Annotated in this window: 20 protein-coding genes; 13 read left to right on the top strand and 7 right to left on the bottom strand. The window is 72.0% G+C overall.

Annotated features, from left to right (window positions below; genetic code table 11):
* Window positions 1-2: 2 nt before the first annotated feature.
* The 3 genes from ACZ4VW_RS20940 to ACZ4VW_RS20930 form a co-directional block, all read right to left on the bottom strand.
* Window positions 3-1,454 carry an esterase/lipase family protein gene (locus ACZ4VW_RS20940; protein ID WP_467964487.1) on the bottom strand — a complete coding sequence of 484 codons (1,452 nt, stop codon included), beginning with the start codon at window positions 1,452-1,454 and terminating at the stop codon, window positions 3-5.
* Window positions 1,455-1,923: 469 nt separating this feature from the next.
* Window positions 1,924-2,790 carry a glycosyltransferase family 2 protein gene (locus ACZ4VW_RS20935; protein ID WP_467964485.1) on the bottom strand — a complete coding sequence of 289 codons (867 nt, stop codon included), beginning with the start codon at window positions 2,788-2,790 and terminating at the stop codon, window positions 1,924-1,926.
* Window positions 2,787-3,866, bottom strand: coding sequence for a lactonase family protein (locus tag ACZ4VW_RS20930; protein ID WP_467964484.1), 1,080 nt, complete (start codon window positions 3,864-3,866; stop codon window positions 2,787-2,789). Before ACZ4VW_RS20930 ends, ACZ4VW_RS20935 begins: the two co-directional genes overlap by 4 nt.
* A 264-nt stretch (window positions 3,867-4,130) precedes the next feature.
* Here ACZ4VW_RS20930 and ACZ4VW_RS20925 point away from each other — a divergent pair, with 264 nt between their 5' ends.
* From ACZ4VW_RS20925 to ACZ4VW_RS20910, 4 genes are all read left to right on the top strand, one after another.
* Entirely contained in the window at window positions 4,131-5,303 is a 1,173-nt protein-coding gene (locus tag ACZ4VW_RS20925) for a polysaccharide pyruvyl transferase family protein (RefSeq protein ID WP_467964482.1), read from the top strand.
* Between the two features lie 38 nt (window positions 5,304-5,341).
* Complete coding sequence (locus tag ACZ4VW_RS20920) at window positions 5,342-6,751, top strand: FAD-dependent oxidoreductase (protein WP_467964480.1); 1,410 nt, start codon at window positions 5,342-5,344, stop codon at window positions 6,749-6,751.
* Between the two features lie 118 nt (window positions 6,752-6,869).
* Entirely contained in the window at window positions 6,870-9,143 is a 2,274-nt protein-coding gene (locus ACZ4VW_RS20915; protein ID WP_467964478.1) for an ADP-ribosyltransferase domain-containing protein, read from the top strand.
* 134 nt (window positions 9,144-9,277) lie between these two features.
* On the top strand, window positions 9,278-9,952 hold the full coding sequence (locus ACZ4VW_RS20910) for a sugar transferase (RefSeq protein WP_467964476.1): 675 nt from the start codon (window positions 9,278-9,280) through the stop codon (window positions 9,950-9,952).
* Between the two features lie 99 nt (window positions 9,953-10,051).
* Here ACZ4VW_RS20910 and ACZ4VW_RS20905 read toward each other — a convergent pair whose 3' ends face one another.
* The 3 genes from ACZ4VW_RS20905 to ACZ4VW_RS20895 all read right to left on the bottom strand — a co-directional run bounded on the left by ACZ4VW_RS20905 (window position 10,052) and on the right by ACZ4VW_RS20895 (window position 15,161).
* Window positions 10,052-11,194, bottom strand: a complete 1,143-nt coding sequence (locus ACZ4VW_RS20905) for a hypothetical protein (RefSeq protein ID WP_467964474.1) — start codon at window positions 11,192-11,194, stop codon at window positions 10,052-10,054.
* Window positions 11,191-12,330 (bottom strand): non-hydrolyzing UDP-N-acetylglucosamine 2-epimerase, encoded by a 1,140-nt coding sequence (wecB, locus tag ACZ4VW_RS20900; protein ID WP_467964472.1) that lies wholly within the window; start codon window positions 12,328-12,330, stop codon window positions 11,191-11,193. Before wecB ends, ACZ4VW_RS20905 begins: the two co-directional genes overlap by 4 nt.
* 209 nt (window positions 12,331-12,539) lie before the next feature.
* Complete coding sequence (locus ACZ4VW_RS20895; protein ID WP_467964470.1) at window positions 12,540-15,161, bottom strand: ATP-binding protein; 2,622 nt, start codon at window positions 15,159-15,161, stop codon at window positions 12,540-12,542.
* A gap of 195 nt (window positions 15,162-15,356) precedes the next feature.
* Here ACZ4VW_RS20895 and ACZ4VW_RS20890 point away from each other — a divergent pair, with 195 nt between their 5' ends.
* The 9 genes from ACZ4VW_RS20890 to ACZ4VW_RS20850 all read left to right on the top strand — a co-directional run bounded on the left by ACZ4VW_RS20890 (window position 15,357) and on the right by ACZ4VW_RS20850 (window position 24,551).
* Window positions 15,357-16,442: a glycosyltransferase gene (locus ACZ4VW_RS20890; protein ID WP_467964468.1), complete on the top strand. Its 1,086-nt coding sequence runs from the start codon at window positions 15,357-15,359 to the stop codon at window positions 16,440-16,442.
* 8 nt (window positions 16,443-16,450) lie between these two features.
* Entirely contained in the window at window positions 16,451-17,302 is an 852-nt protein-coding gene (locus ACZ4VW_RS20885; protein WP_467964466.1) for a YveK family protein, read from the top strand.
* 56 nt (window positions 17,303-17,358) lie between these two features.
* Window positions 17,359-18,135: a WecB/TagA/CpsF family glycosyltransferase gene (locus ACZ4VW_RS20880; RefSeq protein WP_467964464.1), complete on the top strand. Its 777-nt coding sequence runs from the start codon at window positions 17,359-17,361 to the stop codon at window positions 18,133-18,135.
* Window positions 18,132-19,592: an oligosaccharide flippase family protein gene (locus ACZ4VW_RS20875; protein ID WP_467964462.1), complete on the top strand. Its 1,461-nt coding sequence runs from the start codon at window positions 18,132-18,134 to the stop codon at window positions 19,590-19,592. Before ACZ4VW_RS20880 ends, ACZ4VW_RS20875 begins: the two co-directional genes overlap by 4 nt.
* On the top strand, window positions 19,589-21,094 hold the full coding sequence (locus tag ACZ4VW_RS20870; RefSeq protein WP_467964460.1) for an O-antigen ligase family protein: 1,506 nt from the start codon (window positions 19,589-19,591) through the stop codon (window positions 21,092-21,094). Before ACZ4VW_RS20875 ends, ACZ4VW_RS20870 begins: the two co-directional genes overlap by 4 nt.
* Window positions 21,095-21,158: 64 nt before the next feature.
* Window positions 21,159-22,199, top strand: coding sequence for a glycoside hydrolase family 113 (locus ACZ4VW_RS20865; protein ID WP_467964458.1), 1,041 nt, complete (start codon window positions 21,159-21,161; stop codon window positions 22,197-22,199).
* A 109-nt stretch (window positions 22,200-22,308) separates the two neighbouring features.
* Window positions 22,309-23,127 (top strand): polysaccharide deacetylase family protein, encoded by an 819-nt coding sequence (locus ACZ4VW_RS20860; RefSeq protein ID WP_467964457.1) that lies wholly within the window; start codon window positions 22,309-22,311, stop codon window positions 23,125-23,127.
* Window positions 23,128-23,184: 57 nt separating this feature from the next.
* Entirely contained in the window at window positions 23,185-24,186 is a 1,002-nt protein-coding gene (locus tag ACZ4VW_RS20855) for a glycosyltransferase family 2 protein (protein ID WP_467964455.1), read from the top strand.
* Between the two features lie 122 nt (window positions 24,187-24,308).
* Entirely contained in the window at window positions 24,309-24,551 is a 243-nt protein-coding gene (locus tag ACZ4VW_RS20850; RefSeq protein ID WP_467964453.1) for a DUF5302 domain-containing protein, read from the top strand.
* Window positions 24,552-24,741: 190 nt separating this feature from the next.
* Here the strand turns inward: ACZ4VW_RS20850 and ACZ4VW_RS20845 are convergent, their stop codons facing one another.
* Window positions 24,742-25,044: a DUF3040 domain-containing protein gene (locus ACZ4VW_RS20845; RefSeq protein ID WP_467964451.1), complete on the bottom strand. Its 303-nt coding sequence runs from the start codon at window positions 25,042-25,044 to the stop codon at window positions 24,742-24,744.
* Window positions 25,045-25,097: the final 53 nt, after the last annotated feature.

Genomic DNA, 25,097 nt, shown 5'->3' with positions numbered 1-25,097 from the left:
CGTCAGACGTGCCGCTCCGTTGCCACCACGAGCACGAGCCGTGTCACCGGCTCACTGCCCCCCACCACCTCGACCTCGTACAGGCCCGGCCTGGTGGCCACGCAGGACGCCGCCAGCCTCCCGTCCTGCCCGGGGACCCGCTTCAGCTCCGGGTACAGCACCTCGTCCAGGCCGCTGACCTCGCGTGCGGTGCAGTGGAGGTCGAAGACGCCGTCCCAGCCGGACACCTCGATGGCGATGGGCGAGCCGGGCTCGACCCACTCCGGTACGTCCAGATCGAAGGACCCGTCACCGAGCATGGCCCCCAGCTCATCGGGGTGCCGCAGCCCGCGCAGCATGCCGCGCGCCAGGTCGATGACGGTGCGACTGCGGGCGAGGGCGCCGTGCTCCTGGTGGACCGTGACCGGCTTCTCGCCGGCGCCCGGCAGATGTGCGGCGAACTGGTACACCGTGCCGTCGCCCTTGCGGTTCTCGCGCCGGGGTCGGCCGTCGGGGTGGAACAGCACCCGGTCGTCGGAGGGATCCCGCTCCAGGATCGAAACCTGGCCGACGACGTCGTCCTCCGCCATGCGGTAGCTCTGCAGCGTGCGTTTGCCGAGACCGACCACCATGCTGTGGCCGGGCAGGGTGCCGCCCCGCCTGCTGTCCCGCCAACGCAAGGTCTCCAGGACGAGATCGCGTCGGCCGCCCAGCGCCACGAGGTCGTCTGCGGTCGGCACCCGCGAATCGAGGCCGAGGTCGAGCGCACGGTAGGAGGGGAGGAGGTCGTACACCCCCGGCATCGTCCGGGCGGCCTCACGCAGCACGGCCCGGGGCAGCGGGAGCGGCGCGCCCTTGCCGGAGTTGAGCATGACGGCCGCCTGCACCGATCCACTGAAGGGCGTACCGATGGTCATGACGGCTCGGATGTCGCGCCGGAGGTCGCCGTGGTGGAGGAGTTCGCGCACGAGAAGCCCGCCCATGGAGTGCGCGACGAACACGATCCGGGCCTGCCCGGCCTCGGGATGCGTGGCGAGATAGTGGCGGTGGGCGGCGTGGTCACGCCAGGCTTCGAGGTGTCGACGGGCCGCTGTCGCGAGGAGCGCTCCGTTGTGCTCGACGGAGAGTCGCCAGTCGTAGGGGAACGCGTGGACCGCGCTGCGGTGCACCGCCTCCTGACGTAACTCGCTCACCAGGTGGTTGTACGGCTGCGCCGGACCGAGCCCCGGCATCCACTCGGCGAGGTTCAGCACGCCCGTCGGCTCGATCCGCCCCGTCCGCCCTGAGCGCTCCTCGTCCGTGACGGCGAGGGCACGCAGCCGATCGGCGTGCATGCGCGCGGAGTACTCGAAGAGCCGCTTCACTCCCCACAGCTGCTTGCCGCTCTCGACATCCCTGAGGCCACTCCCCATGATGCCGGGCACGATGATCACCGCATCGTGCAGCAGCCGCTCGGGCACCCGTCGCCTGCTCATGCCCCACGCCCCTCACGCCGACACCCCATGCTGCCCCCCGCCTGCGTCACCCACCGTGATGGGCCACGAGGCTAGCAGAGGAAACGCGGAGGTCACCGCGGGGTGCGTGCGGTCCATCAAGCCTTTGGAGCACGGAAGTTGCGGCCCGCGCCCCTTGTGCGCCCCGCCCCGGACAGCCCTTCGGCGACGCCGGATCCGTGGTCCGGGGCGCGCGCCCTTGCGCGGACCGACGTGCTCGCCGACGAGTGCAAGACGTGCCCGTGCGGCGGCTCGGGCTGTTCTCGGAGGAGAGCCTGTTCCGCGACTCCCCCTGTGTGGTCTTCGAGCCCGACGACGAACCGTCGGGGGCGGATCGAGCCCGCCGCGCGGGGGGGCCGACCGGCGCACCCGTGCCGTACGGGGAACGGCATCACGCCGGACGCGGTGAACGGGCCTCGGCCAGGGGGACGCCGAGGGGCGCGGTGACCGCTCACACCCGCGCGTCCAGACGGCGGGCCGCCGCCTCCACGTCCGGGGGCAGCGGCCGGCGTTCGCGCAGGGCCACGGGCAGCCGCCTGACCAGTTCGCGCAACGCCGTACGGGCCTCCGGGTCCCGCCGGGCCTTCCCGGCGAGCTCACGGGTCCGGCGCAGCGCCACCGGCAGAGGGCGGCGCATCCACGCCGTCAGCGCGGCGTTGCGGAGCTGGACGGCCGGCCTCCCCGGCCTGACCCCGCCACTGGGGGAGTGGACGGCAACCACGTCGGGGCAGTGGCACACGCCCCAGCCGTGGGCCGCCACGTCGTAGGCGAGCAGCGTCTCCTCGCCGCCCAGGAACAGGATCGGGTGGTACCCGCCCGCCGCCAGGTACGCCTCACGCCGCGCCACCGCCGCGCAGGCCAGGAACCCGAGGACCTGCGGCCCCGGGAGATCGGGGGCACGGCCGAGCGGGGAGGCGGCCAGGAGCTCGTTCAGCGGATCGGGGTCACCTCCCGGCCCGACGTGCACGCGCCCCGCGATCAGCCCGAGTCGCTCGTGCCGGTCCAGGAGGTCCGCCGCACGGCTCAGCGAACCCGGCTCCCACCAGGAGTCGTCGTCGCTGAAGGCCACGTACGGCGTACGGGCCCGGCGTACGCCCAGGGTGCGGCCGGGCGCTCCGAGGTTCGATCCCGGGGTGAGCACGGTGGCCCGCGGGTGGTGCGCGGCCACGGCTTCCGGGGTTCCGTCGGTCGACGCGTTGTCGACCACGATCAGCGGCGGAGCCTCGGGGAGCGCGGCCAGTCGGTCGAGCGAGCGCAGCAGCTGTTCGCGCCGGTTGTGCGTGATCAGGACGACGGTGGTGCGGGCGTCGCCGCTCACGGGGAGGAGAGGACGACGCAGGCCGCGGCCGGTACGTCCACGGCGCCGGCGCGGGAAAGACGTCCGGTCTCCGGGTCCGCGTCGAACCATGTGACATTGCCCGACCACTCGTTGGCGACGTACACCCGGAGCCCCGAGGCGTCCGTCACCAGGTCGCGCGGCCAGCTGCCCCCGCAGTGCACGGCGTCCACGAGCTGCGGCTTCTCGGCGTCGTCGGCGAGGTCGAACGTGAGGACGCGGTCGCTGCCCCGCACCGCGGCCCGCAGGAAGCGTCCGTCGGGCGCGACCGAGACGACCGAGGGGTAGGCCCGTTCCCCCTGGGGGAGACCGGTCGTGTCGACGGCGACCTCGGAGAGCGCCACCAGTCGCCCGGACGCCTCCTCCCAGCGGCAGACCGTCATCTGCGGCTCCAGCTCATGGAGGACGTACACCACCTCACGGTCCGGGTGGAAGGACAGGTGCCGCGGCCCCGACCCGGCACGGAGCGCGGTCTCGGCGTGCACCCGCAGCGCTCCCGTGGCCTCGTCCAGCTCGCAGACCCGCACGGAGTCGGTCCCCAGGTCCACGCTCAGCACCCACCGTCCGCCGGGGGAGGGGAGCACCTGGTGCGCGTGGGGGCCGCTCTGGCGCTCCGGGTCCGGTCCCGAGCCCTCGTGCGTCAGCACCACCGGGGGCCCCGCCGGGCTTCCGTCGGGGCGCACCGGCAGGCTGCCGACACCGCCCGAGCCGTAGTGGGCGGTCAGCAGCCGGTGCCCCGCCAGACAGAGGTACGCCGGGCCGGACCCGCCCACCTCGACGGCGGGCCCCAGAGGGGTCAGCCCGGCGCCTTCGGGCCGCAGGGCCGCCACGGCACCCCGCTCGGTATCGCTCGTCGCGTAGAGGATCCCCGTGTCCGGGGCGAGCACGAGAGAGGAGGGGTTGGGGACGGTGCTCACCGTCGTCCGCGGGACGAGAGTCCCGTCGGCCTCCACGGCGGCGACGGTGATGCCGTCGCCGCCCCCGGTGGTGAACGAGCCGATGTACGCCCACCGGCCGGTGCTCCGGTCCGCCCCGCTCCCACGCTGCGCGCCGCCCACAGGATGTCCTTTCGTCGATGCTGGATGCGCCCGATCCCGGATCCGTCCGGTCCCACATCCGTCCGGTCCCGGATCCGCTCGGGGACGGAGAACGACCGGCCGGACCTCCGGTCACCGTGGCTTACTCCGTTCGCCACACGGCGCGACCCGTCGCGCGCACCCGTCCCACGCGCCCCCGCAGGGCCTCCCGCCCCCTCTCGAGATGCGTAAATCTCCCCATGGGGTGAACTGGAGAAGGAGTACGCATCCCACGAGAGGTGATTCATGGGCGACGGAACCGAGGTCACCGTAGGAGTGCTGGGTTCCTACGGCGGACGCAACGTCGGCGACGAGGCGATCCTCACCGCCATGCTGGGCCGCGTGCGGGCCGCACGGCCGGACGTCGGCATCACCGTGTTCTCCCGCGACCCCGACCACACGCGGGGCGCGTATCCGGATGTCGGGGTGGTCGGGTGGGAGGGCGTGAGCAGGGAGCGGATCGCCGAGCACCTGCGCCGGCTGGACGTCCTCGTCCTCGGTGGCGGCGGCATCCTCTACAACACCGAGGCGCGCCGCTATCTGCGCCTGGCGCGCGCCGCGCAGAACTTCGGCGTCCCCGTCTTCACCTACGCCGTCGGCGCCGGCCCCCTCACCGACGAGGTCGACTGCGACTGGGTCCGCACGACCCTCTCCGACGCGGCCGAGGTGACGGTCCGCGACGAGGAGTCGAAGCTGGTCCTGGAAGAGGCCGGCCTGGAGCGTCCCGTCACGGTGACCGCCGACCCGGCGCTGCTCCTGCGCCCCGGCGACGGCGGGGAGGAACTCCTGCGCGCCGAGGCCGTACCACGCGGCGTGCGGCTGGTGGGCATCAGCGTCCGCGAGCCCGGGCGCGCGGCCGAGCACCTCGACGAGGGCGGCTACCACCAACTCCTGGCGCACGTCGGCGACTTCCTCGTCAACCGGCTGGACGCCCATGTCGTCTTCATACCGATGGAGCGCGACGACATCCGGCACGCCCACGCCGTGGCCTCCCACCTGGCCGATCCCGGCGCCTGCACGGTCCTGCGCGGCGCCTCCACCCCGCAGCAGGTGCTCGACATCGTCAAGCGACTGGACCTCGCCATCGGCATGCGGCTGCACTTCCTGATCTTCGCGGCGCTCGCCGGGATCCCCCTGCTGCCCCTGCCGTACGCCGGAAAGGTGTTCGACTTCGCCCAGCGGATCGGTGCGCCCGCCCTGCGCGGGGTGGTCCGGGAGAACGTCGGACTGCTCCTGTCCGAAGTGGACCGTCTGTGGGACGAGCGACCCGCCCGCCTCGCCGAGACGGCCGCCCGGACGGCGGCCATGCGGCAGCAGGCCGACCTGACCGCGGAACGCTTCCTGGCCTACCTGGAGCAGATCGCTCCGCCGCCCGTGCTGCTGCCCACCACGCCGGCGCCCGTCTCTTCGGTGGGCTGACCCGAGCCGCCGCCCCGCCCCGGCTCCCAGGAGAAGACGTGACCTACCTGCAACCGCCCCGTGTCCCCCGGAGCGTGGAGCTCCCCCCGCGCCAGGCCCTCCACGCCGGCACCACCCAGGTACTGGTCGTCGGCGGCGGCCCCGCCGGGATCGGGGCGGCCATCGGCGCCGCCAACGCGGGCGCGCAGGTCACGCTCGTCGAGCGGTACGGATTCCTCGGCGGCAACGCCACCGCGGCGCTCGTGATGCCGCTGATGAGTTTCCACAACGAGGTCAAGCAAGCCGTCGCCGGGGACGCCGCGCGGCTGCTGCCCCCCGACCACGGCGAGGGCGAACCCGTCGTCGGGGGCGTGTTGTGGATGCTGCTCGACCACCTGGTGCGCGCCGGGGCGGCGATCCGCCCCTCGGTCGAGACCGGCTACACGGTGCCCTTCGACGCGGAACTGTTCAAGCTCGTCGTCTACGAACTCCTGGAGACGCACGAGGTGCGCACCCTGCTGCACGCCTTCGCCTCCGGCGTCCTGCCGCTGCCGGACCGAGCGCGGGCCGTGTTCGAGACGAAGTCGGGGCCGCTCGTCATGGACGCGGACGTGATCGTCGACTGCACCGGTGACGGTGACATCGCCGCGGCGGCCGGAGCGTCGTACGAGATCGGACGCCCCGAGGACGGCTGGACGCAGCCCATGACCCTGATGTTCCGCATGGTCGGCTTCGACCACGACGAGTTCTCCGCGTACGCCCGGGCGCATCCGGACCAGTGGAAGGGCGTGCACGGCCTGTGGGACCTGGTCCGCGATGCCACCGACGCCGGTGAACTCGATCTGCACCGCGAGGACATGCTCTTCTTCGCCACGCCCAACGACGGCGAGATCGCGGTCAACTCCACCCGTGTCACGGAGGTGCTCGGCACGAGCGTCTGGGACCTCACCCGCGCCGAGTTCGCCGCACACCGCCAGATGGCCCAGATCGCCCGCTTCCTGCGAAGCCGCGTACCCGGCTTCGCCGAGTCGTACGTCGTCCAGAGCGGCGTCCAGGTCGGCGTCCGCGAGACACGGCGGATCCTGGGCGAGTACCTGCTCACCGGCGAGGACGTCCTGACCGCCCGGACCTTCGACGACGCCGTGGCCCGCGGCGCCTATCCGGTGGACATCCACAACCCGAGCGGCCGTGGCACCACGCTCCGGCGCCTCCCGCGCGGTCAGTCCTACGACATCCCGCTGCGCTGCCTCCTCCCCCAGGGCCTGGACCGGATTCTGGTCGCGGGCCGCTGCATCTCGGGCGACCACGTGGCCCACTCGTCGTACCGCGTCATGCCGATCTCGATGGCCACCGGTCAGGCCGCCGGCGTGTGCGCCGCCCTCGCCTCGTCCCAGGGTCTGCTTCCCCGGGACGTCTCGGTGTCCGCGGTCCAGCGGGAGCTCCGCGCACAGGGAGCCAGCCTCCGCTGAGCACGGTGGTGCGCCACGGCGACACCGCCGGCCACCACCCCCTCGCACATCCCTCGTGTGTCAGTGGCCCGTTGTAGCTTCGGGCACGTTCGAGAGGTTGTGCGAGAGGGGTGGATTCGTGGGCGACGGGCGTGCGTTGAGGGTCGTTCTGGTCGACGTGAACGACAAGGTGGTGGCGGCCTGGCGCGCCGCGTTCGCGGATGTGCCCGCGGTCGAGATCCGGCAGGGCTCCCTTCTCGACGTGGACGTCGACGCGTGGGTGTCCCCGACCAACGCGCGCGGCCGGATGGACGGCGGGGTCGACGCGGTCATCAAGAGGCACCTCGGTGCCGGCATCCAGGTGCGGGTGCAGCGGGAGATACGGTCGCGGTTCGGCGGGGAGCTGCCCGTGGGCAGCGCGGTATGCGTCCCTTCCGGGGCGGCCGTGCCGCGGTATCTGATCTCGACGCCGACCATGCGGCAGTCCTCGCAGAACATCAGCGACACCATGAACGTGGCGCTGGCGTGCGCGGCCGCGTTCCAGGCGGTGCACCTGCAGAACCGTGCGAAGCCCGGCAGCATCCGGTCGGTGGCGCTCGTCGGCATGGGCGCGCAGACCGGCCGGGTGCCCGCGCGGGTGTGCGCCAACCTGATGTGGACGGGCTACACGCTCTTCCAGGACCACGGATTCGCGGACTACGACGCGTTGCGGGCCGCCGTGCTGGGGCAGCTCGACGACATCGAGAGCGCGGGGGCCGACCGGCGGGTGCGGATCACCGTGCCGGCGAACCCGGCGGGCGCCCCGGCCGGGGACGAGCTGGGGCTGGCCGGACTCTTCACCGGCGGAGGTGAGCCGTGGCTGCCGCTGCTTCGTCCGGTGATCGAGGCGCAGCCGGGAGCCGCCGACTTCATCGGCCCCCGGCGCAGCGCCGAGGTGGTGCCGGTACGCGAGTTGACGTTCCAGGCGCTGAAGCCGCACCCGCCGCACAAGTGGAAGGTGGTCGTCTTCGGGCAGAACCCCTATCCGCGGCCGGAGAGCGCCACCGGCATCGCGATGTTCGACAACACCTTCCACGACTGGAAGGACAGCCAGTTCGGCCGGGTGGTCAGCATTCGCTGCATCATCAAGGCGGCCGCGATGTGGAAGTACGGCATCGCCAAGAAGACACCGGTCGCCGACATCCGGGCCTTGCTGAAGAAGGAGGACACGGTTCAGCCGCCGGAGTGGTTCCAGGCGATGCTCACCCAGGGTGTTCTCCTGCTGAACGCGTCCCTCACGGCGAGTGCGGACGGGGCGCTGCCCACCGATCGGCACACCTCCTTCTGGCGGCCCGTGACCGAGCGGATCGTCGAGGAGATCCTGCGTGCCAAGCAGGACGCGGAGGAAGAGGACCGGGGCGTCGTCTTCGCCTGGTGGGGTGCGCACGCCCGGAGCCTGAAGAGGGTCGTCCAGCGGCTGGAGAAGAAGTATCCGGGGGTCGAGGTCCGGCACGTGGACCACGCGAACCCGGCGGCGCAGGGCGACATCTTCTGCGAGGGGGACCACTTCGCGCAGGTCAACGACGCCCTGGCGGCGGTGGGGACCGAGCCGGTCGACTGGTTGCCGCGGAAGGGCTGGGACCGCGAGGCGGCAGCGTCCGGCGGCTCGGACGGCGGGGGAGTCGCGGAGCGGATGGGGGCCTTCATCACGTCGACGATGGAGCTGCATCAGCTGTATCTGGAGCGGCTCTCGAGCGTCAAGGACGAGGGGCTCGTCCTGCCGCCCCTCACCGGGGTGTTCGACACGCCGTTGACCGATTTCCTGAAGGCCGTCGAGCCGGTGTCGAAGGTGCTCCCGGATCTGGACCGGCACGTCGAGCGGTCGTGGCGCTTCGGGGAGGCCAGGGCCGCGGACGCCGGGCCCGTGGGCGGGGCAGCCGGGGAGGGCCTGTCCGCCCACGCGATCGCGGCTCTGTACCTGTACACGTGTGAGTCGGCCTTCTACCGCGAGATCAACGCCGCGTTGCGTTCCCCCGACCGGGAGCGGACGGTGCCGTACCTCCCGTACCTGCGTCTTCTGTTCTCGGCGCTGTCGGCCCTGCCGGCGCGGAAGCGGCCGTTGTGGCGCGGTGTGGCACTGGACCTGCGCGCCCAGTACCCGGTGGGGCGGACGGTGACGTGGTGGGGTGTGTCGTCCTGCACGTCCGAGCCGGGCGTCGCCCGGGCGTTCCTCGGGAGCCGCGGCAGGCGGACCCTGTTCGAGGTGACGCCCGCGACGGCGGTGGGGATCCGGAGGTTCTCCGCGTTCACGGGCGAGGAGGAGTACATCCTCGCTCCCGGCACTCAGCTGGAGGTGACGGAGGTGAAGGCCGAGCGGGGCGGTCTGTGCACCGTCCGGCTGACCGAGCTGGAGGGGCCGGGGCCGGTGTCCTAGGCCGCACCCGCGAACATGCGGGCGGCGGGGAGCAGGTGGCGGAGTCATCGCTCTGCGTATCTGGGCATTCCGCCGTAATAAATTGGTTCGGATTGCCGATGAACCCGCCTCGGGCGCTGCCGCAGACTGCCTGCATGCGCCCCGAACAATCGCAGCATCACACCGACGTTCGGCTACGTCCCGATTGCGGACTTCTTGCGGCGAGCAGCCGCCAACTGCTCGGGAAGCGCATTCTCGACCTTGTGGTCGCCCTGCTGGCACTGATCCTGCTGTCGCCGATTCTTGTGGGCGCGGCATGCGCGGTCAAGATATCTTCCGCGGGGCCGGTCTTCTACCGGCAAGAGCGCGTCGGGCGCGACGGAAAGCATTTCCGGATGCTCAAGTTTCGCTCGATGTGCCGGGACGCGGAACGTCAAAGGGCCATGTATCTGCAGCAGAACGAAAGCACCGGTCCCCTCTTCAAGATGCATCACGACCCGAGGGTCACCCCGGTGGGACACGTTCTTCGCAGGTGGAGCATCGACGAGCTGCCCCAGCTGCTGAACGTCATGCACGGCGAGATGAGTCTTGTCGGCCCCCGGCCCCCGCTTCCGGAGGAGTGCGAGCACTATGGTCCGCTGGAGCGGCAGAGATTGCTCGTGAAGCCCGGAATCACCTGTATCTGGCAAGTCAGCGGTCGTTCCGACATCACGTTCGCCGAGCAAGTGCGGATGGACCTGGACTACATCGCCCGATGGGACCTCGGCATGGACATCATGCTCCTGGCCAGAACGGTACCGGCCGTGCTCAGGCACCGAGGCGCCTATTGAGGCGATTGTCGGGAATTAATACACTCGGAGTCGCCTGCTGAGGCTATAGCCTCAGCAGGCGACTCATATGCGTACCAAAATCAGTTCATGCCGACAATCTCATACCAGCAATTCCGAGAAGACCGCGGTCAGGGGAAGCTGATCGACGCCGGGGGAGTGGGTGCGGGAGTGCAGGAGCAGTGCCTGATGCGCGAACATCGCACACCAGACGTTGGCGATGTCCTGATCGCGTGAGAAGAGAACTCCTCCGTCCGGCCGCACGAAGCCCAACAGCGCCCGGGTCAGCGCCTCCAGACGCCCGGCCCAATGGTTCCCCCGCAGGTATCCACGACTGCGCAGCAGAAGGCCGATGCGCAGGGCCTGGGCGAGAACGTCGGAGCGTACGATCCCCCCTTCCGTGGTCTCCGTAAGCGTTCCGTCCGCGGCCTGCAGCCCCATGAGGCGGGTGTAGATCCTCTCGATGACCTCCAGCGCCTCGTCCTCCGTGGGGAGCGCCCCGATGAGCAGGCCCTCGATCCCGTAGAGGAGCGGGTGCAGTTCGTGGCACGGCCAGGTCTCCTCCAGCGCGGCCTCCCAGCGCTCGCAGGTCCGGCGGCAGACCCGGGTGAGGGGCGGTGCCCTGCGCACGCCGTCCGGCATCCGGAGCAGGGCAGCGGCCGCTTTCAGATGGTGCGGGCCCGGGTGCGTCGACCAACGGTCGGGAAGGGGCGCGCCGACGATCGCGTCGTGCGACTGCAGAACGGGAGCCCCCGAACTCATGCCGTCGATGGTGGTGCACAGGCCGGCGGCAAGCCGCTCCCAGGGGCCGTGCCGGTCGACGTCGCCGAAGCACGCGACCCCGCGCGCGGCCATCGCCAGGTCGAACGTGAACACGCCGGCGTTCCGCCAGTCGGAGTGACCGGCCGACAGGTACAGCCGCGTCGGCGGAACTCCCTGTTCCGACACGGTGCGGGTGATCCATCCCAACGCCTGCCGACCGTGCTCGTGCGCCTCCGCCGCGCGCTCCGGAGAACTCGCCGCGCCCGACGCCAGCCAGGCCATCGTCGTCAGGTAGTAGCCGGTGATCTCGAGGTACACGAACTCCGGTCGCCCCTCCCGGTCCAGCCATCCGGCGACCGCTCCGCGCTCGGCACCCTCCTCGATCTGCACCCCGCTCCCCAGCAACCATCCTTCGATGCGCCGGGTGGCCTCCGCCGTCGCGGGAGGCGACCCGGCGCTCGTGATCGAGGACGTCTCCGTCATGGCCGGAGCTCCGTTCCTGTCGATGGCGCGATCGTCTCGCCGAGGATCTTCGCGATCCGTTCGCCGGCGAGACCGTCCCCGTAGGGGTCGTGGCGCGTGGCCATACGTGCATAGCGGACGGGGTCCTCGAGCAGCGCGGCCACCGCGGTGACGATGTCGCTCTCGTCGATTCCGACAAGGTCGGACGTGCCTGCCCTGAGGGCCTCCTCACGTTCCGTGCGACGGTTGACCACGAGAAGCGGCTTGCCCAGGGCCGGTGCTTCCTCCTGGATGCCGCCCGAATCCGTCAGTATGAGATAGGAGTCGGCGAGCATGTGCGTGAACGGAATGTAGCTGCACGGCGCCAGTACCTCGACGTTCTCCGGACAGTCTCCGTTCAGCGTCTCCTCGATCATCCGGATGACCGGCGGGGACGGGTGCCGCACCAACTGGAATTGCACCGAGGGGTAAAGGCTCGCCAGCTGCCGGACGGCACCGAGAATCGCCCTGATCCCGTGAGGGATGCTCTCGCGCCGGTGCGCGGTGATCACGATACGACGCCGGCCCTCGGGGGGCGCGGGCGTCTGACGCGGCTGAGAGCGGGCCCAGTAGAGTGCGTCGATGCCGGTGTTCCCGGTGAGGTGTACGCGGTCCGGAGCCACCCCCTCGCGTACGAGGTTGGCCGCGGCCGGCTCGGTGGGGGCGAAATGCAGATCCGCGATCGCGCCGACGATCCGCCGGTGCCCCTCCTCGGGCCAGGGAGCGCTGTTGTCGTAGGTCCGCAGACCGGCTTCGACATGAGCCACTCTCGTCGAGGAGTGAAAGGCCGCGACGCCGGCGGCCATCGTGGTGGTGGTGTCACCCTGAACCATGACGACGTCCGGCCGAAGCCGGTCACAGATGTCGGCGGCCCACCGCGTCACTCGCCACGCCACCTCGGCGGGGCGTTGGTCCTTTCGCATCACCGCCAACTCGTAGTCGGCGCTCATCCCGAACGTCGTGAGGGCGTCGGACAACAGCTCTGCGTGCTGGCCGCTGGAGCACACGATCGTCTCGAAGGTCGAATCCAGCTCGCGCAATGCCCGAACGGGCGAATACATCTTGATGACCTCGGGCCGTGTGCCCACGAACGTGACCACGCGGATGCGTCTCGACATGTGCCACCACTCCCGCCTTGTGCCGGGGCACCTGAGGCGCTGCGCGCCCCCGGGCTCACAGTGCGTCCAGTCTGCGGTGGTGGACAGGCCGGTTCATCGGCATCCGGGCCCAATCTTTCGCGGCCCCGTGCCCAGATAACGCGCCCCGGAAAGCGCGGGTGGTGAGGGGATGTCGGTGGTGCCGGTGCGACCCGCCGATGTCTCCCGGCTCAGCGCGAGAGGTCGTCGTCCAGCGGGACGGCGGCCTCCTCGCGCGTGTGCACGCCGAGTTTCGTGAGCACCGCGGCCACGTGATGCGCGGCGGTCTTGGGGGTGATGTAGAGCCGGGCGGCGATCTCCCTGTTGCTCAGTCCCTCGCACAGCAGGCGCTGGACCTCCCGCTCCCGCTTGGTCAGGCTGTACGGATTGGCCCGGGTCGAGGCGCGCTTGCCGTACGGGGTGCGCCGCACCCCGGCCGCCCGCAACCGTTCCCAGGCGCGGTCGGCGGCGGGCCGGGCCCCCAGGGAGCGGAAGACCTCCAGGGCCTGCCGCATGGCGGGCACGTCACCACCGAGGCCGGCCAGGGCCGCGTCGTAAGGGCAGCCGAGCCCCTCCCACACGCGCACCGCCTCGCGCCACCGTCCGGCCAGTTCGAGGGCGTACGGCTCCGCCGCCCGCGCCTGCGGAAGCTCGCCGCCCGCCGGCCGGGACCAGCGCAGCATCGCGCCGACGAGCCAGGGGTCGCTCTCGATGGTGACCGCCTTCATGCCGTGCTCGGCCTCCGCCACGGCGAGGCTGTCGTCCCCTTCGAGCCAGGCCGCCTCGGCGCGGGCGGCCCACACCGGGCCCGCCAGGAAGAGATCCGCCTCCTCGCCGTACGAGAGTGCCTCGTCCAGCAACGGCCACACCCCCGGTTCGCCTCGGCGGGCTTTGACCAGCGCCGACGTCACCAGGGGCAACAGCCGGTGCAGCGGCTGGGGGTTCCGGTCGAGCACGTCGCCCGCCTTCCGGGCGGCCCGGGCCCACTGGCCCCGGTGCAGCATCCCGAAGCCGTCCGCTCCGAGGGCCAGCACGAGGAACGTCGGAAGTTCGTGTTCGCGGCAGTACGCGCAGGTCTGGACGGTCAGTCGATCGAGGCGCGGCAGATCGTGGTGGAGTGCCGCGGTCCAGCACGCCATCGCTCCGATCTGGCAGGCGTCCTCCGCCATGGCGTCCTCGGCCATGGCCCGCTGCCAGGCGTCCTCGAGGTCCTGCCAGCCCTGCCCGCGGCAGGCCACGTTCACGAGGGCCTCGTAGACACGCGCATGCGTCTTCAGCGCGGGTTCGCCCAGGCCCCGCCCCAGTTCGGCGGCCTTGCCCGCGTAGTCGGCCGTCGCCGCGGGGTCGTAGCCGAGGCAGGCCAGCTGGGCGAGGTTGGAGTAGGCCCAGGCGAGTTCCCGGGTCTCGCCCTCGCCTTCCAGTACGCGAACGGCGTCCAGGCCCGCCCGCCAGGCGTCCGCCGCGTGGACCGACAGCCAGTGCATGTGGGAGAGCCGGCGCAGGTCCTCCGCCTCGTGGCGCCGGTCGCCCTGCTCGTGGCGCAGCGGCACCGCTTCCTCCCAGGCGTCGATCGCCTCCGGAAGGCTCCCGGTCACGTAGCTCTCGTACGCCCGGGCCTCGAGCAGTTCGACACGCTGGGCGGGCGGCGCGGCGGCCGGGTCGCGCACCGCGCGTCCGTACAGTTCGGCGGCCTCCCGGTGCGAGCCGAGGGCCGCGGCGTAGGCGGCCGCCCGCGGGGCGTACTCGGTCACGGCCGCTTCGTCCCCGGCCTGCTCGGCGTGGAAGGCGAGCTGGGCGAGGTCGACCGGATCGACCGGGCCGGCCCGCAGCGCCGCCAGGACGCGGCCGTGCAGCCGGGCGCGCCGGTAGGCCGGGAGCGACTCCCAGACGGCCCGCCGCGCCAGCTCGTTGCGGAAGCACAGCACCGGCCCGTCCGGGCGCAGCACGCCCGATGCCAGGCACACCTCCAGCCCCGTGACGGCGTCCGGCGACACGGCGGCGATCAACGGTTCGGTGGCGCGGGGCCCGATGACGGCCACCGTCTCCGCCACTTCCCTGGCCCGGTCCGGGAGCCGGGCTATGCGGCCCAGCACCGCTTCACGCACCGTGGTGGGGATGCCGGGGGTGCGGGCCGCCAGCACCTCCGTGACGTAGAACGGGTTTCCGTGCGTGTTGCTGAACAGCTCACGGGCGTCCACCGGGTGGCCGGCCGCGGCGGTCAGATCGGCGACCGCCCGGCAGCTCAGCGGCTCCAGCGTGCAGCGGTGGACCGCGGCGAAAGCGGCGAGGTCGCCCAGGACCGCCGCCAGCGGGTGTGTGGGACCGACCTCGTCGTCGCGATAGGTCGCCAGGAGCAGGAGGGGGATCCGGTCGATCCGCCGGGCGAGGAAGCGCACCAGGTCCAAGGTGGCCTGATCGGCCCAGTTCAGGTCCTCGATCACCAGCAGCGTCGGCTGCCCTCCCGCCTGGCCGCCGAGCGAGGTGAGCACTCCGCCGAAGGTGCCGACGGGGTCGCTGTGCCGACGCAGACCCGCCTCCAGGGCCTGGGTCACCGGCGGGTCGAGCAGCGCGGCGATGTCCATCAACGGGCCCAGCGGGCGCGGCGCCGAGAGCGGGTCGCAGGCGCCGAGCAGAACCCGGGCGCGCCCGGTGCCGGTACCGCCCCGCTCCTCCGCGAAGCGTCGCACGACCGCGGTCTTGCCGATCCCCGCCTCACCGCGCAGCAGCACCACTTGTCCGTGGCCGTGTTCAGCCCGTTCCAGGCAGTCGGCGAGATCCTGTAGTACGGCGTCGCGTTCGAGCAGATCGGTCACGGCCGTCCCCAGTGTGGATGCGTCGTGGGTCCGTACACCCTCAGTCTAAGGATCTTCGGGCGCGCACGCCTTCAGACGGGCGACGGCGTCGCTCCGTGGAGCGATGCGGTCGCTCCGCGTTTCTGGGTACCCCGGCGCGAAAAATTGGGTCCGGTTGCCGATGAACCTGTCCCGGCCCCACCGCAGACTGCTTGCATGCGCCCCGAATCCCACCGCCCCGAGATCCATCTGTTCGAACCGTCGGGATACGCGGGGGTCTTCCAGCACGCCTGCCGCCTCGGTCAGCTCCTCGGCGGGTCCGGCCGGCGCGTCGTGCTCCACACCGGGCACGAGCACGAGGAGGTGCGCGTCGAGAACGTCGAGCTGTGCCCGTGCTCCTGGTGGCCGCGCCATGGTGAGAGCGGCGCTCGCCGTTCCGCCGCGATAGCCCGCGGGTTCGTCAGCCACACGCTGCCGCACCTGCACAGGGCGGTGCCGCGCGGCGCGGTCCTTCATGTGGAAGGGATCGCCGCGGCGGGGGCACTGACGCTTCTCGCTCTGAGCGTCGCTCGGCTCAGGGATCGCCTGGTGATCTACTCGCCGCACGACACGTTCTCGCGCCGAGGGCGTGTGGACGGCGCGTTGCTCCGGCTCGCCCTTCGGGTCCCGCACGCGATCATCGTCTACTCCGACGCGGACGTCGAGGTTCTGCGCCGCCGTGGCCTCGAGGCGCACCGCTCTCCGCTCGTCCAGCTCGTGCCCGAGGCCACGGACGACGAGCGGCTCAAGTGGCGCAACGAGTGGCGGGCCGGCCCGGACGTGTCCGTCGTCCTCTTCGCGGGATGCATCCGACCCGAGAAGCGGCTGGACGTGCTCATCGAGAGTGCCCGCCACTGGCCGGCGAACCGGCGCCTGGCCGTCGTGGGCGAAGACCGCGGTGGGTGGGAACAGTGTGCCCGACTCGCGGAGACCTACGGCGTCGACGTGTCCGCACGAGTGGAGTTCCTCGAGCTGGAGGAGTTCTCGGCGGCGATCTCGGCGGCGGATCTCGTCGTGCTGCCCTATGACAAGGCGAGCCAGAGCGGCGTGCTCGCCGTCGCCCGCCGGCTCGGCACCCCGACCGCCGCGGCGAACGTGGGTGGCCTGCGGGAACTCGCCTCACAGACCTTCGAGGCGGGCGATCCGCACGATCTCAACCGCGCCATCGACGCGCAGCTGGCCCGCGCCGTGGCACCCGACCCGTCCCTCGACGAGAACCAGGCGGTCACCGTGCATCTCCTCGCATACGGGCAGTCGGCATGACCCGGCGTATGTCCCGACTCGTCCCCGGGTCCTCCTCGGCAACGGATGGCACACGGCCCCCAGGCGCGCACGGCAGTGACACCGACACGGGCGCCGTCGGGAAGCGCGGCGTCGCGCGCTGGTGGCCCCTGGTGGTGCTCACCACGCTCGCCGCCGTCGTGGCGAGCCTGCTGGCCCTGGGGCCGCGGGAGTCCTCCTACAGCGCGGTCACGAGGATGCCGCTGACACCGCTCGCCCAATCGGACGAGACGTTCCTCGGAACCAGTCTGATCCGTGACGCGGGCGATGCCACCCGTACCTCCTCCATGGCGGCGCAACTGGTGGACTCCCACCGCGTCGCGGCCGCGACCGCCCAGTCCCTCGGAGGGAAGTGGACAGCCGAATCCGTCCGCTCCTCCGTCGACGTCGCGCCGGTCGGCGAGACGAACATGATCGGGATCACCGCCCGAGCGGCCGACCCGGCCCAGGCGGCCCGCCTGGCGCAGACCTTCGCGGAGACGGTTCTGAAGGATCGGTGGCAGACGGTCTCCGCCGAACTGGACCGCCGCATCGCCTTCTCGGCCAGGAACACCGCTGTCGACCCGAACACCGGAGAAGAGTCACGGAAGCTGCAACTGCTCAAGTTCGTCCGTGAGACCGGCGTGGACCCCACGCTGGGAATCGAGTCGACGAGTCCGCCGGAGCGCGTCAAGGAGATGCCCGCGGCCGTGACCATCGGCCTGGCGGGAGTCGGTGGGATGTTCGTCGGCATCCTCGCGGCCTTCGCGATCGAGCGGTTCAGGCGCCACACCCGGAGCGACGACGTCGCGGTCGACGGACGTGAGGTCTCGGTGTCCTCACCGGAAATCCTGAAGAGGTGAGTCCGATGTCGTTGCCCGCTCCTGGATCGCCGCCGCTCCGGCGGACCCCACGTCTCATGGGCATGCCCATCCACGCGGTGACGCTGGACGAGGCCGTCGACCAGGTGTTCGACAGTTTGGCGGACGGCCGGGGCGGGACGGTGCTGACGCCGAACATCGAGATCCTGCGGCAGTACCAGCGCTCGCCGGACCTGCGGCACATGTTCGAGCACACCGATCTCGTCGTCACCGACGGAATGCCGCTGGTGGTCGCGCTGCGGATCCAGGGAACTCCGGTGCCCCGGCAGATCACGGGCACGGACATGCTCTGGGCACTGGCCGCGGGAGCGGGTGCGCGGGGCCGTTCGATCCTGCTCGCCGGGGGCCGTCCCGGCGAGGCCCAGCGGGCCGCCGACCGTCTCACGCGGCTGAACCCGGGGCTGCGCGTGGACACCTACCCGTGCTACGTCCGGCCCGACACCATGGCCGCCGAACTGGCGGCGCTCTCCCGCACACTGATCGCCTCCTCGCCGGACATCGTGTTCCTCGGCCTGCCCTTCGCGAGCCAGACCTCGGTCATGGCCGATCTGCGCCCCGCCCTGCCGGGCACCTGGTTCGTGGGCGTGGGATCGAGCTTCGACTTCATCAACGGCGACCGCAGACGCCCCCCGGAGATCCTGCGGCGGCTCTGCCTGGAGTGGGCCTGGCGGCTGACGAAGCAGCCCTGGCTCTGGCGCCGCTACCTGGTCCAGGGAGCCCCTTCCGCCGCTCGCCTGGCCGTCCACGCCCTGCGCGCACGGTGGCACCGCGAGGGGGCATCGGCGAGGTCGGCCGGCAATCCGGCCCGGTCGTGAAGGTCCGCACCACAGTGGTCTTCAGGCCGCGCGACCTCACCGGGCGCGGCCTGATCGCCTCTGCCTCCTGGATGACCGGAAGCCATCTGGTCGCCCAGGCGTTCGCCTACGGATCGCTCATCTTCCTCGCACGACGCCTGCCGCCCGCCAGCTTCGGGACCGTGGCGGTCGGAACGGCCGTCGTCTACATCGCGACACTGCTCGTGGAACGCGGCACCTACGGCGCCATCATGGTGCATCCGCACCTCACCCGGGCCTACCTCCTCCGCGCCTTCTGGCGCTGCTTCCTCATCGGCACAGCACTCGGCGCGGCGATGGCGGTGTCCGCCGGGCCCCTGGTAAGCACCTTCGCGGGAGGCGGAGACGCGCCTGCCGTCGCGCTGCTCGCGGTCTGCCTGCCCCTGCACGCGATCTCCGTCATCCCCACGGCGCTGCTGCACAAGTCGATGCAGTTCCGGCGGCTCGCCTGGGCGTCGGCCGCCGCCAATGTCGTGTCCGCCGCGGTGGCCGTGGCCGCGGTCCTGGCCGGGGCGGGCGTCTGGTCGCTCGTGGCACGCCAAGTGGTGCTGTTCGCCCTGCTCGCGGTGCTCACCACCGTGCTGTGCCTGCCCGGCCTGCGCCATCACCGGTCGGCGTCGCCCTACCCCGCCGGCGCCCAGGCACGCGAGCGCACCGGTGACCGGTGGTTCTTCCTGTTCGGCGCCACCATGATGGTGGCCGCCAACATCGACTACCTGATCGTCGGCCTCTCCAGCGACGCGAGCCTCGTCGGGCTCTACGCTCTGGCCTTCACGATCGCCATGGCGCCCTCGACACAGTTCTCGGAACAGGTCGGCAAGGTGCTCTTCGCCGCCGCCGCCTCCAGCCCGGAGACCAGCGGGGAGCGGACGGTGCAGTCCGTACGCCTGATGTCGGCGCTGCTGCTGCCGATGCTCCCGATCGGCATCCTCCTCGCACCGGTGGTGCTCCCGGCACTCCTGGGCCCCGAATGGGCGGGGATGGTGGTCGCCTTCCAGGTGCTGTGGGTGGCTGGCATCGGGTACGCCATCGACAACTGCATCGGCGAGGCGCTCTCCGGGATCGGACACATCGCCTTCCGCGCGAAGGTCATGGCCGTCCGCTGCGTCGCCACCGCGATCGCCCTGTGGGTCCTCGTCTCGATCGACGGAATCCGCGGGGCCGCACTCGCGCACCTCGTCATCTTCCTGCCGTACGTGGCGGTGTACGCCACCGTCGGCGCACGGCTCGCCGGAACCCGGGGCCGGGAACTCTGGCATGCCGTGCGCCCGATCGTGGCCGCGGTGGCATGCCAGGTGGCGGTGACCTTCGCCCTGCTCCTCTCCCTGAGAGCCTGGGGAACGTCCGAGGGCGTCGCCGTCTGCGCCGCGGTCGCCGCCGGAACGGCGGCGTGCGGCGTCCTGCTGCTGCGGCTCTTCGTCCGGAGGCGGTCACCGTGAGGACCTGGACAGCGGTCGGACGGAACGGGGCGCCGCCCCTGGCGCCGCTCGCGTCCGGGTCGCGCCGTCGCGCGCTGGGCACGGCGTCCGTGGCCGTGCTGTCGGCGTTCGCCTTCGGGGCTCTGCTCCCCAGCGACCCGCTGGCGGCCGTCGCCGCGATCGTGGTGATCCCGCTGGCGTTCGCGGCCCCGGTCGCCGCCCTGTCCACGCTGATCGCCCTCACGGTCCTGGTGCCCTTCCCCGTGCAGGACCAGTTCTCCGTCATCGGCGGATCCGGCCGGCCAGGGCTGCTGCTCGTCGACGTCCTCCTCTTCCTCGGGCTGTGCCGGGTCGCATGGCTGGTCCTCTCACGCAGGCTGAGGTTCGACGCGCCGCTCCTCGCCGCCGCGGCCGTCGCCGTGATGCTCGCCGGGGCCCTGGCATGGGGCATCGCCCACGGAGCCGACGTGAGCGAGGCGGGCCATGAAGCCCGCCGGGTGCTGCTCGGGGTGGGCGCGTTCGTCCTCGCCTGGCCGCTCGTCCACGACAAGGCGGCCCGACGGCGTCTGGAGAACGCGCTGATCGGCATCGGGCTGGCCCTGGGAGTCTGGGGGCTGCTCCAGTGGGGGTTCTCCATCAGCTACACGAGCGCCGCCGATGTCGGCGTACGCCGCGGGGTGGACCTCACCTCGTCGGGCCGCGGTTCCCTGCAAGGCGGGCTGTACGCCTACCCGGTCGCCGTGACCCTCGCCTGGGCCGCGCTGGTGTCCGGCCGCGTGCGCTCGACCCCGGTGCGGTGGCTGCTGGCGGCGACCGTGTGCTTGAACGCGCTCTGCGCCTGGCTGACGTACGAGCGGACCTTCTGGGTGGCCACGGCGGTGGCCTGCGCCGTCGTCCTGACGATGTCAGGAGCCCAGGCGCGCCGGGCCGCCGCCAAGTGGGCTCCCATCGGTGTCGTGTCGCTGCTGGTGTTCCTCGTCGCACTCGCGCCCGGTGAGATCCGTACGGCCGTGGAACGCCTGGTCTCGGTGACCCGGCTGGAGGTCGACAAGTCCTACGAGTACCGGGTGGTCGAGTCGGAGATCGTCGGGGAGGAGATCAGGAGCCGCCCCCTGACCGGATCGGGCTTCGGCGCCACGATCACCTGGGGCAAGGACGACACCTTCAACACCATGACCACCCCCTTCGCCCACAACGGGTACCTCTGGCTGGCATGGAAGATCGGGATACCGGTGGCGGCGTTCCTCGTGTTCGTCATCGTCGCCGCGGTCGCGCGGCGGGGCCCGCCCGGGGAGGAGTGGCGGTGGCACGCCCTGCGGATCGGCAGCCGAGCGGCACTGCTCGGGCTTCTCCTCGTCAGCCTCACCTTCCCCGCCTTCGACGCCCTGGGTGTCACGGCGGTGATGGGCCTGCTGGTCGCCGTCTGCTTCAGCGGTGGTGCCGATGCCGATCCGGGGAGACCGCCGCCACCCTCGCGCGGCGGTACGACGGAGCAGGCCCCGCCGGGCGTGCGGCGGAGGTGAGGGGAGCATGCCCGTGCCGACCACCAGGTGCTCTCGTGACAAGGGCCGTGCTGCCCAGGGTGCGTTGACGCGATACGCACGGCTCCTGGCCGGCGTCGCCCTGAGCATCGTGCTCGCCGTCACGGTGACGTCCGGCTGGTCCGCCGACCCCGCACCCGGCCCGGCGCAGCAGCGCCAACAGGGTTTCGCGCTGCCCACCTACTCCAGTGACGGTTACGGCGATACGCGGATACTCCAGGGCCGGCTCCACGACATCGCCGACGTCGGCGCGGGATGGGTCCAGATCGCGCCCACCTGGTTCCAGGCCGGTGCCGACGCCGACGAGGTCATCCGCGCGCCGGCCGGTGCCGTGTGGCAGACGCCCGACGACGCCGGAGTGCGGAAGGTGATCGCCCTCGCCCACGAGCGCGGACTGAAGGTCCTGCTCAAACCGCATGTCGATCTGCCGGACGGCGAGAGCCGGGGCACCATCCGGCCACGCGACCGGGCGGCCTGGTTCGCCTCCTACACCGCCTTCATCACCCACTACGCGGAGTTGGCCGGACGGACCGGAGTGGAGCAGTTCGCCGTCGGGACCGAACTGGAAGGGGTCTCGGAGGACCGGGACAGGTGGCTGAACGTCGTCCGGGCCGTGCGCGAGCGCTATCCGGGGCCGCTGGTGTACGCGGCCAACTACGACGAGTACACCCGGGTCGCCTTCTGGGACGCCCTGGACCTGATCGGCGTCGACGCCTACTGGCCCCTGAGCACGCGGCCCACCCATGACGCGCGGGCGCTGGAGAAGAGTTGGCGACCCATCCGCGAGGAGCTGGCGGCCTTCGCGGCCGAACACGGTCGCCGGATCCTGTTCACCGAGGCCGGCTACGCCAGCCAGCGCGGGTCCACCACCGCCCCGTACTCCTGGACGATCAGCAGGACGCCGGATCAGGCGGAGCAGGCGGCCGGCTACGAGGCGCTGCTGGCGAGCTTCCGGAGCGAGTCCTGGTGGGCCGGTGTCTTCTGGTGGGTCTGGGACGTGACGCCGCGCGGCAGCCGGGACGACGTGCTCGACTACACGCCGCGCGACAAGGAGGCCGAGAAGGTGGTGCGCCGATGGTGGACGTGATCGGCCCGGCGAGCGACCCCCGCGTGCGTCGCTCCCGTGGCTCTCGCGGAGGTTTCGCACGCGTCCCCGCGGCGGTTCCGCCGACGGTGCCCCGCCGTGGAGGTGCGTCATGCGACAGGACGCGCTGAGCGACGCCCCCACGGGCGTGGTCGAGTCGATGCGCGGACTCCTGGGGCCGCGGGGCCGCCGAGCGGCCCGGCTCGCCGTCGACGCACTCGCCGGCCGCTGGCTCGGATCGATCCGCCGCGTGCGGACCGGCCTCCCCTACGTCGCCGTGACGTTCGACGACGGGCCCGACCGGACCTGGACCCCGCAGGTGCTCGACGTCCTCACGGACCGGGCCTGCCACGCGACGTTCTTCCTGCTGGTGGGCAACGCCCGCCGCCACCCCGAACTCGTCCGCCGCATGGTCGCCGAGGGGCACGAGGTCGCACTGCACGGAGCCGATCACCGCAGCCTCGCCCACCTGTCGCGCAAGGCCGTACGGGTGCGCCTCGAAGCGGCCGCATCCGAACTCGCGGCGATCGCCGGCACCCCCGTCACCCTGTTCCGGCCCCCCTTCGGGTCCCAGACCGTACGGAGCTACCTCGGCATACGGGACGCCGGCCTCGACTGCGTCGTATGGGACCTGGACAGCCTCGACTGGCGCGGTGGAGACGAGCGGGACGTCGCGGACAGCGTCCTCACCCGGGCCACCGCGGGGACCATCGTCCTCGCGCACGACGGCCGCGCGGGCATCGACGAGGACGCGAGCCCCCACCCTCCGTACGACCGCGTGTTCGACCGGGCCAGGATGGCGGACCTCCTCATCGGCGGACTGGCGCGGCGCGGGCTGCGCGGCATCACCGTGTCGGACCTGCTCGCCGCCGGCGACGCGCATCGCACGGTCTGGTTCTCCCACTACACACCCCCCGAGCACGACAGGTGACCCCGCGACGCGGCTGTGGACGGCCGCTGAACACGCGCATACCGGAAGGCGGACGTGATGGCGGACACGCAGGGACCAGGACGAGACACCGAGCTGGACGTCGTCATCGCGACCCGTGACCGCCCGGCCGAGAAGCTGGCGGCCTGTCTCGGCGCGCTCTGGAACCAGACCTTCGAGCACTTCGGTGTGATCGTGGTCGACGACGGCAGCCGGGACCCGGTGGCGCCTCGCGTCGAGGCGTCCCACCCCGCCCGCCCGATCCGCGTCGTCCGCAACGCGGAATCGGCCGGGCCCGCCGCGAGCCGCAACAAGGGTGTCGCCCTCTCGGACGCGCCGTACGTCCTGTTCATCGACGACGACTGCATCTCCCACCCCGAGCTGGTGGCCCGGCACCACGCCGCCCTGAGCCGCGCCGCCGGACCCGTGGTCTCGCTCGGCCCGATCCTCTCCCCACCCGGGCGGCGCCTGCCGCCCTGGACGCACTGGGACGCCGATCGTCTGGGGCGGGAGTACGACCGGCTGGGCAGCGGCGAGAGCACCCCGGCGTGGACCCACTGCTACACCGGCAACCTCGCGGTCCGTCGCGCGGACTTCCGCGCCGTCGGCGGGTTCGAGGAACGTCTGGCCAGGCAGGAGGACGTCGAACTGGGCTTCCGGCTCTCCCGGCACGGCTGCCGGTTCACGTTCGACCCCGGCGCGGTCGTCTGGCACGACAGCGATCGCACCCTCCGGAACTGGACCCGCATCCCGGCCCTCAGCGCCCGGTTCGACGTCCTCATCGATCAGCTCGTGCCCGACTCCCGCCGGCTGCCGTCCGTGCGCGACGACCTGCGTCACCGACACCGGCTGCTGCGCGTCGCCCGCCGGGTCTGCCGACCGCCGGTGGTTCACCGGTGCGCCGTCACCGGCGCGATCGCCACCGGACGCCTGCTGCACGCCGTACACGCCGACGGCCCGTCGCTGGCGGCCTTCAGCCTGGTCTGGGACCTCGAATACACGCGCGCCCTGGCGGAGGCGACAGCCGCCTCCCCGGGACCACGCGAGCGGCACGCGGCGTAGCCCCGGCCCCGGTCCGTCCTGAGCCGCCCGCGAAGAGAACGCCCGCGAAGTCGCCTGCGTGCCCCGCAGCGCGCCCGGCATGACAAGCTGTGGTGGCCCATCCCCGAACCCAGGAGGTCACCATGACCGCAGAGCCCGTAACGACGGAAGGTTCGGAGCCGGCTGCCCCCGACGCGTCCCCCCTCGCGCCGGACAGCGACGGCAACTACGACCTCAAGCGCAAGTTCCGCGAGGCCCTGGAGCGCAAGCGCGGTGCGCAGGCGGACGCGGCCGATGTCGCCGCCAACCCCGACGCGTCGAAGGTGCGCGCGGCGCACGGCCCGGCCGCGAGCCAGCGGTCGTTCAGGCGCAAGAGCGGCGGCTGAGCCGCTCCGCCCGGCGGTCAGGCCACCTGACCGCCATCCTGCGCGCGCCCGGCGCCGTAACCCGTATCGCGCGCATGGACGTGCGCGCGGTACGGGTTACGGCGTCTCCGGCGGTCTCACCTGTTGCCGGGGCTTGACCGAGACGGGCGCGGGTCGCCGTTCCTCCCGGTCGCAGCGTCGCTGGACTCGATCACCAGTGCGTGGTCACCAGGGCGCTATGCGCCGCCGGCCGGGTCACCTCCCCCTCGGGAGGCGCGGGCGGTGTGTTCAGGGCAGCCGTCAGGATCAGTCCCAGCAGGGCGATGACCGCCAGGACGACCGCTGTCACGAATCGGGGGTCGCGCCGTGACCGGCGAGCCTTCCCTGGCCGCTCCGGTCGCCCGGGGAGCTGTCGGCTCAGCGTCTCCATCCTGGCGCTGAGGGCGGGATCGTCGTGGGTGAGACCGTGCTCCATCTCGGCGAGGATGCGCTCGTCGTCTGCGGGGTGACTCAAGGGGACCGCCTCCACCGCTGCTGTGGGACTCCTACCGTCAGTGTGCCTGTCCG

The organism is Streptomyces sp. NPDC029139, assembly GCF_055564335.1.
The sequence above is the reverse complement of the archived record's forward strand: the minus strand, read 5'-3'. Positions and strand labels throughout refer to the sequence as shown.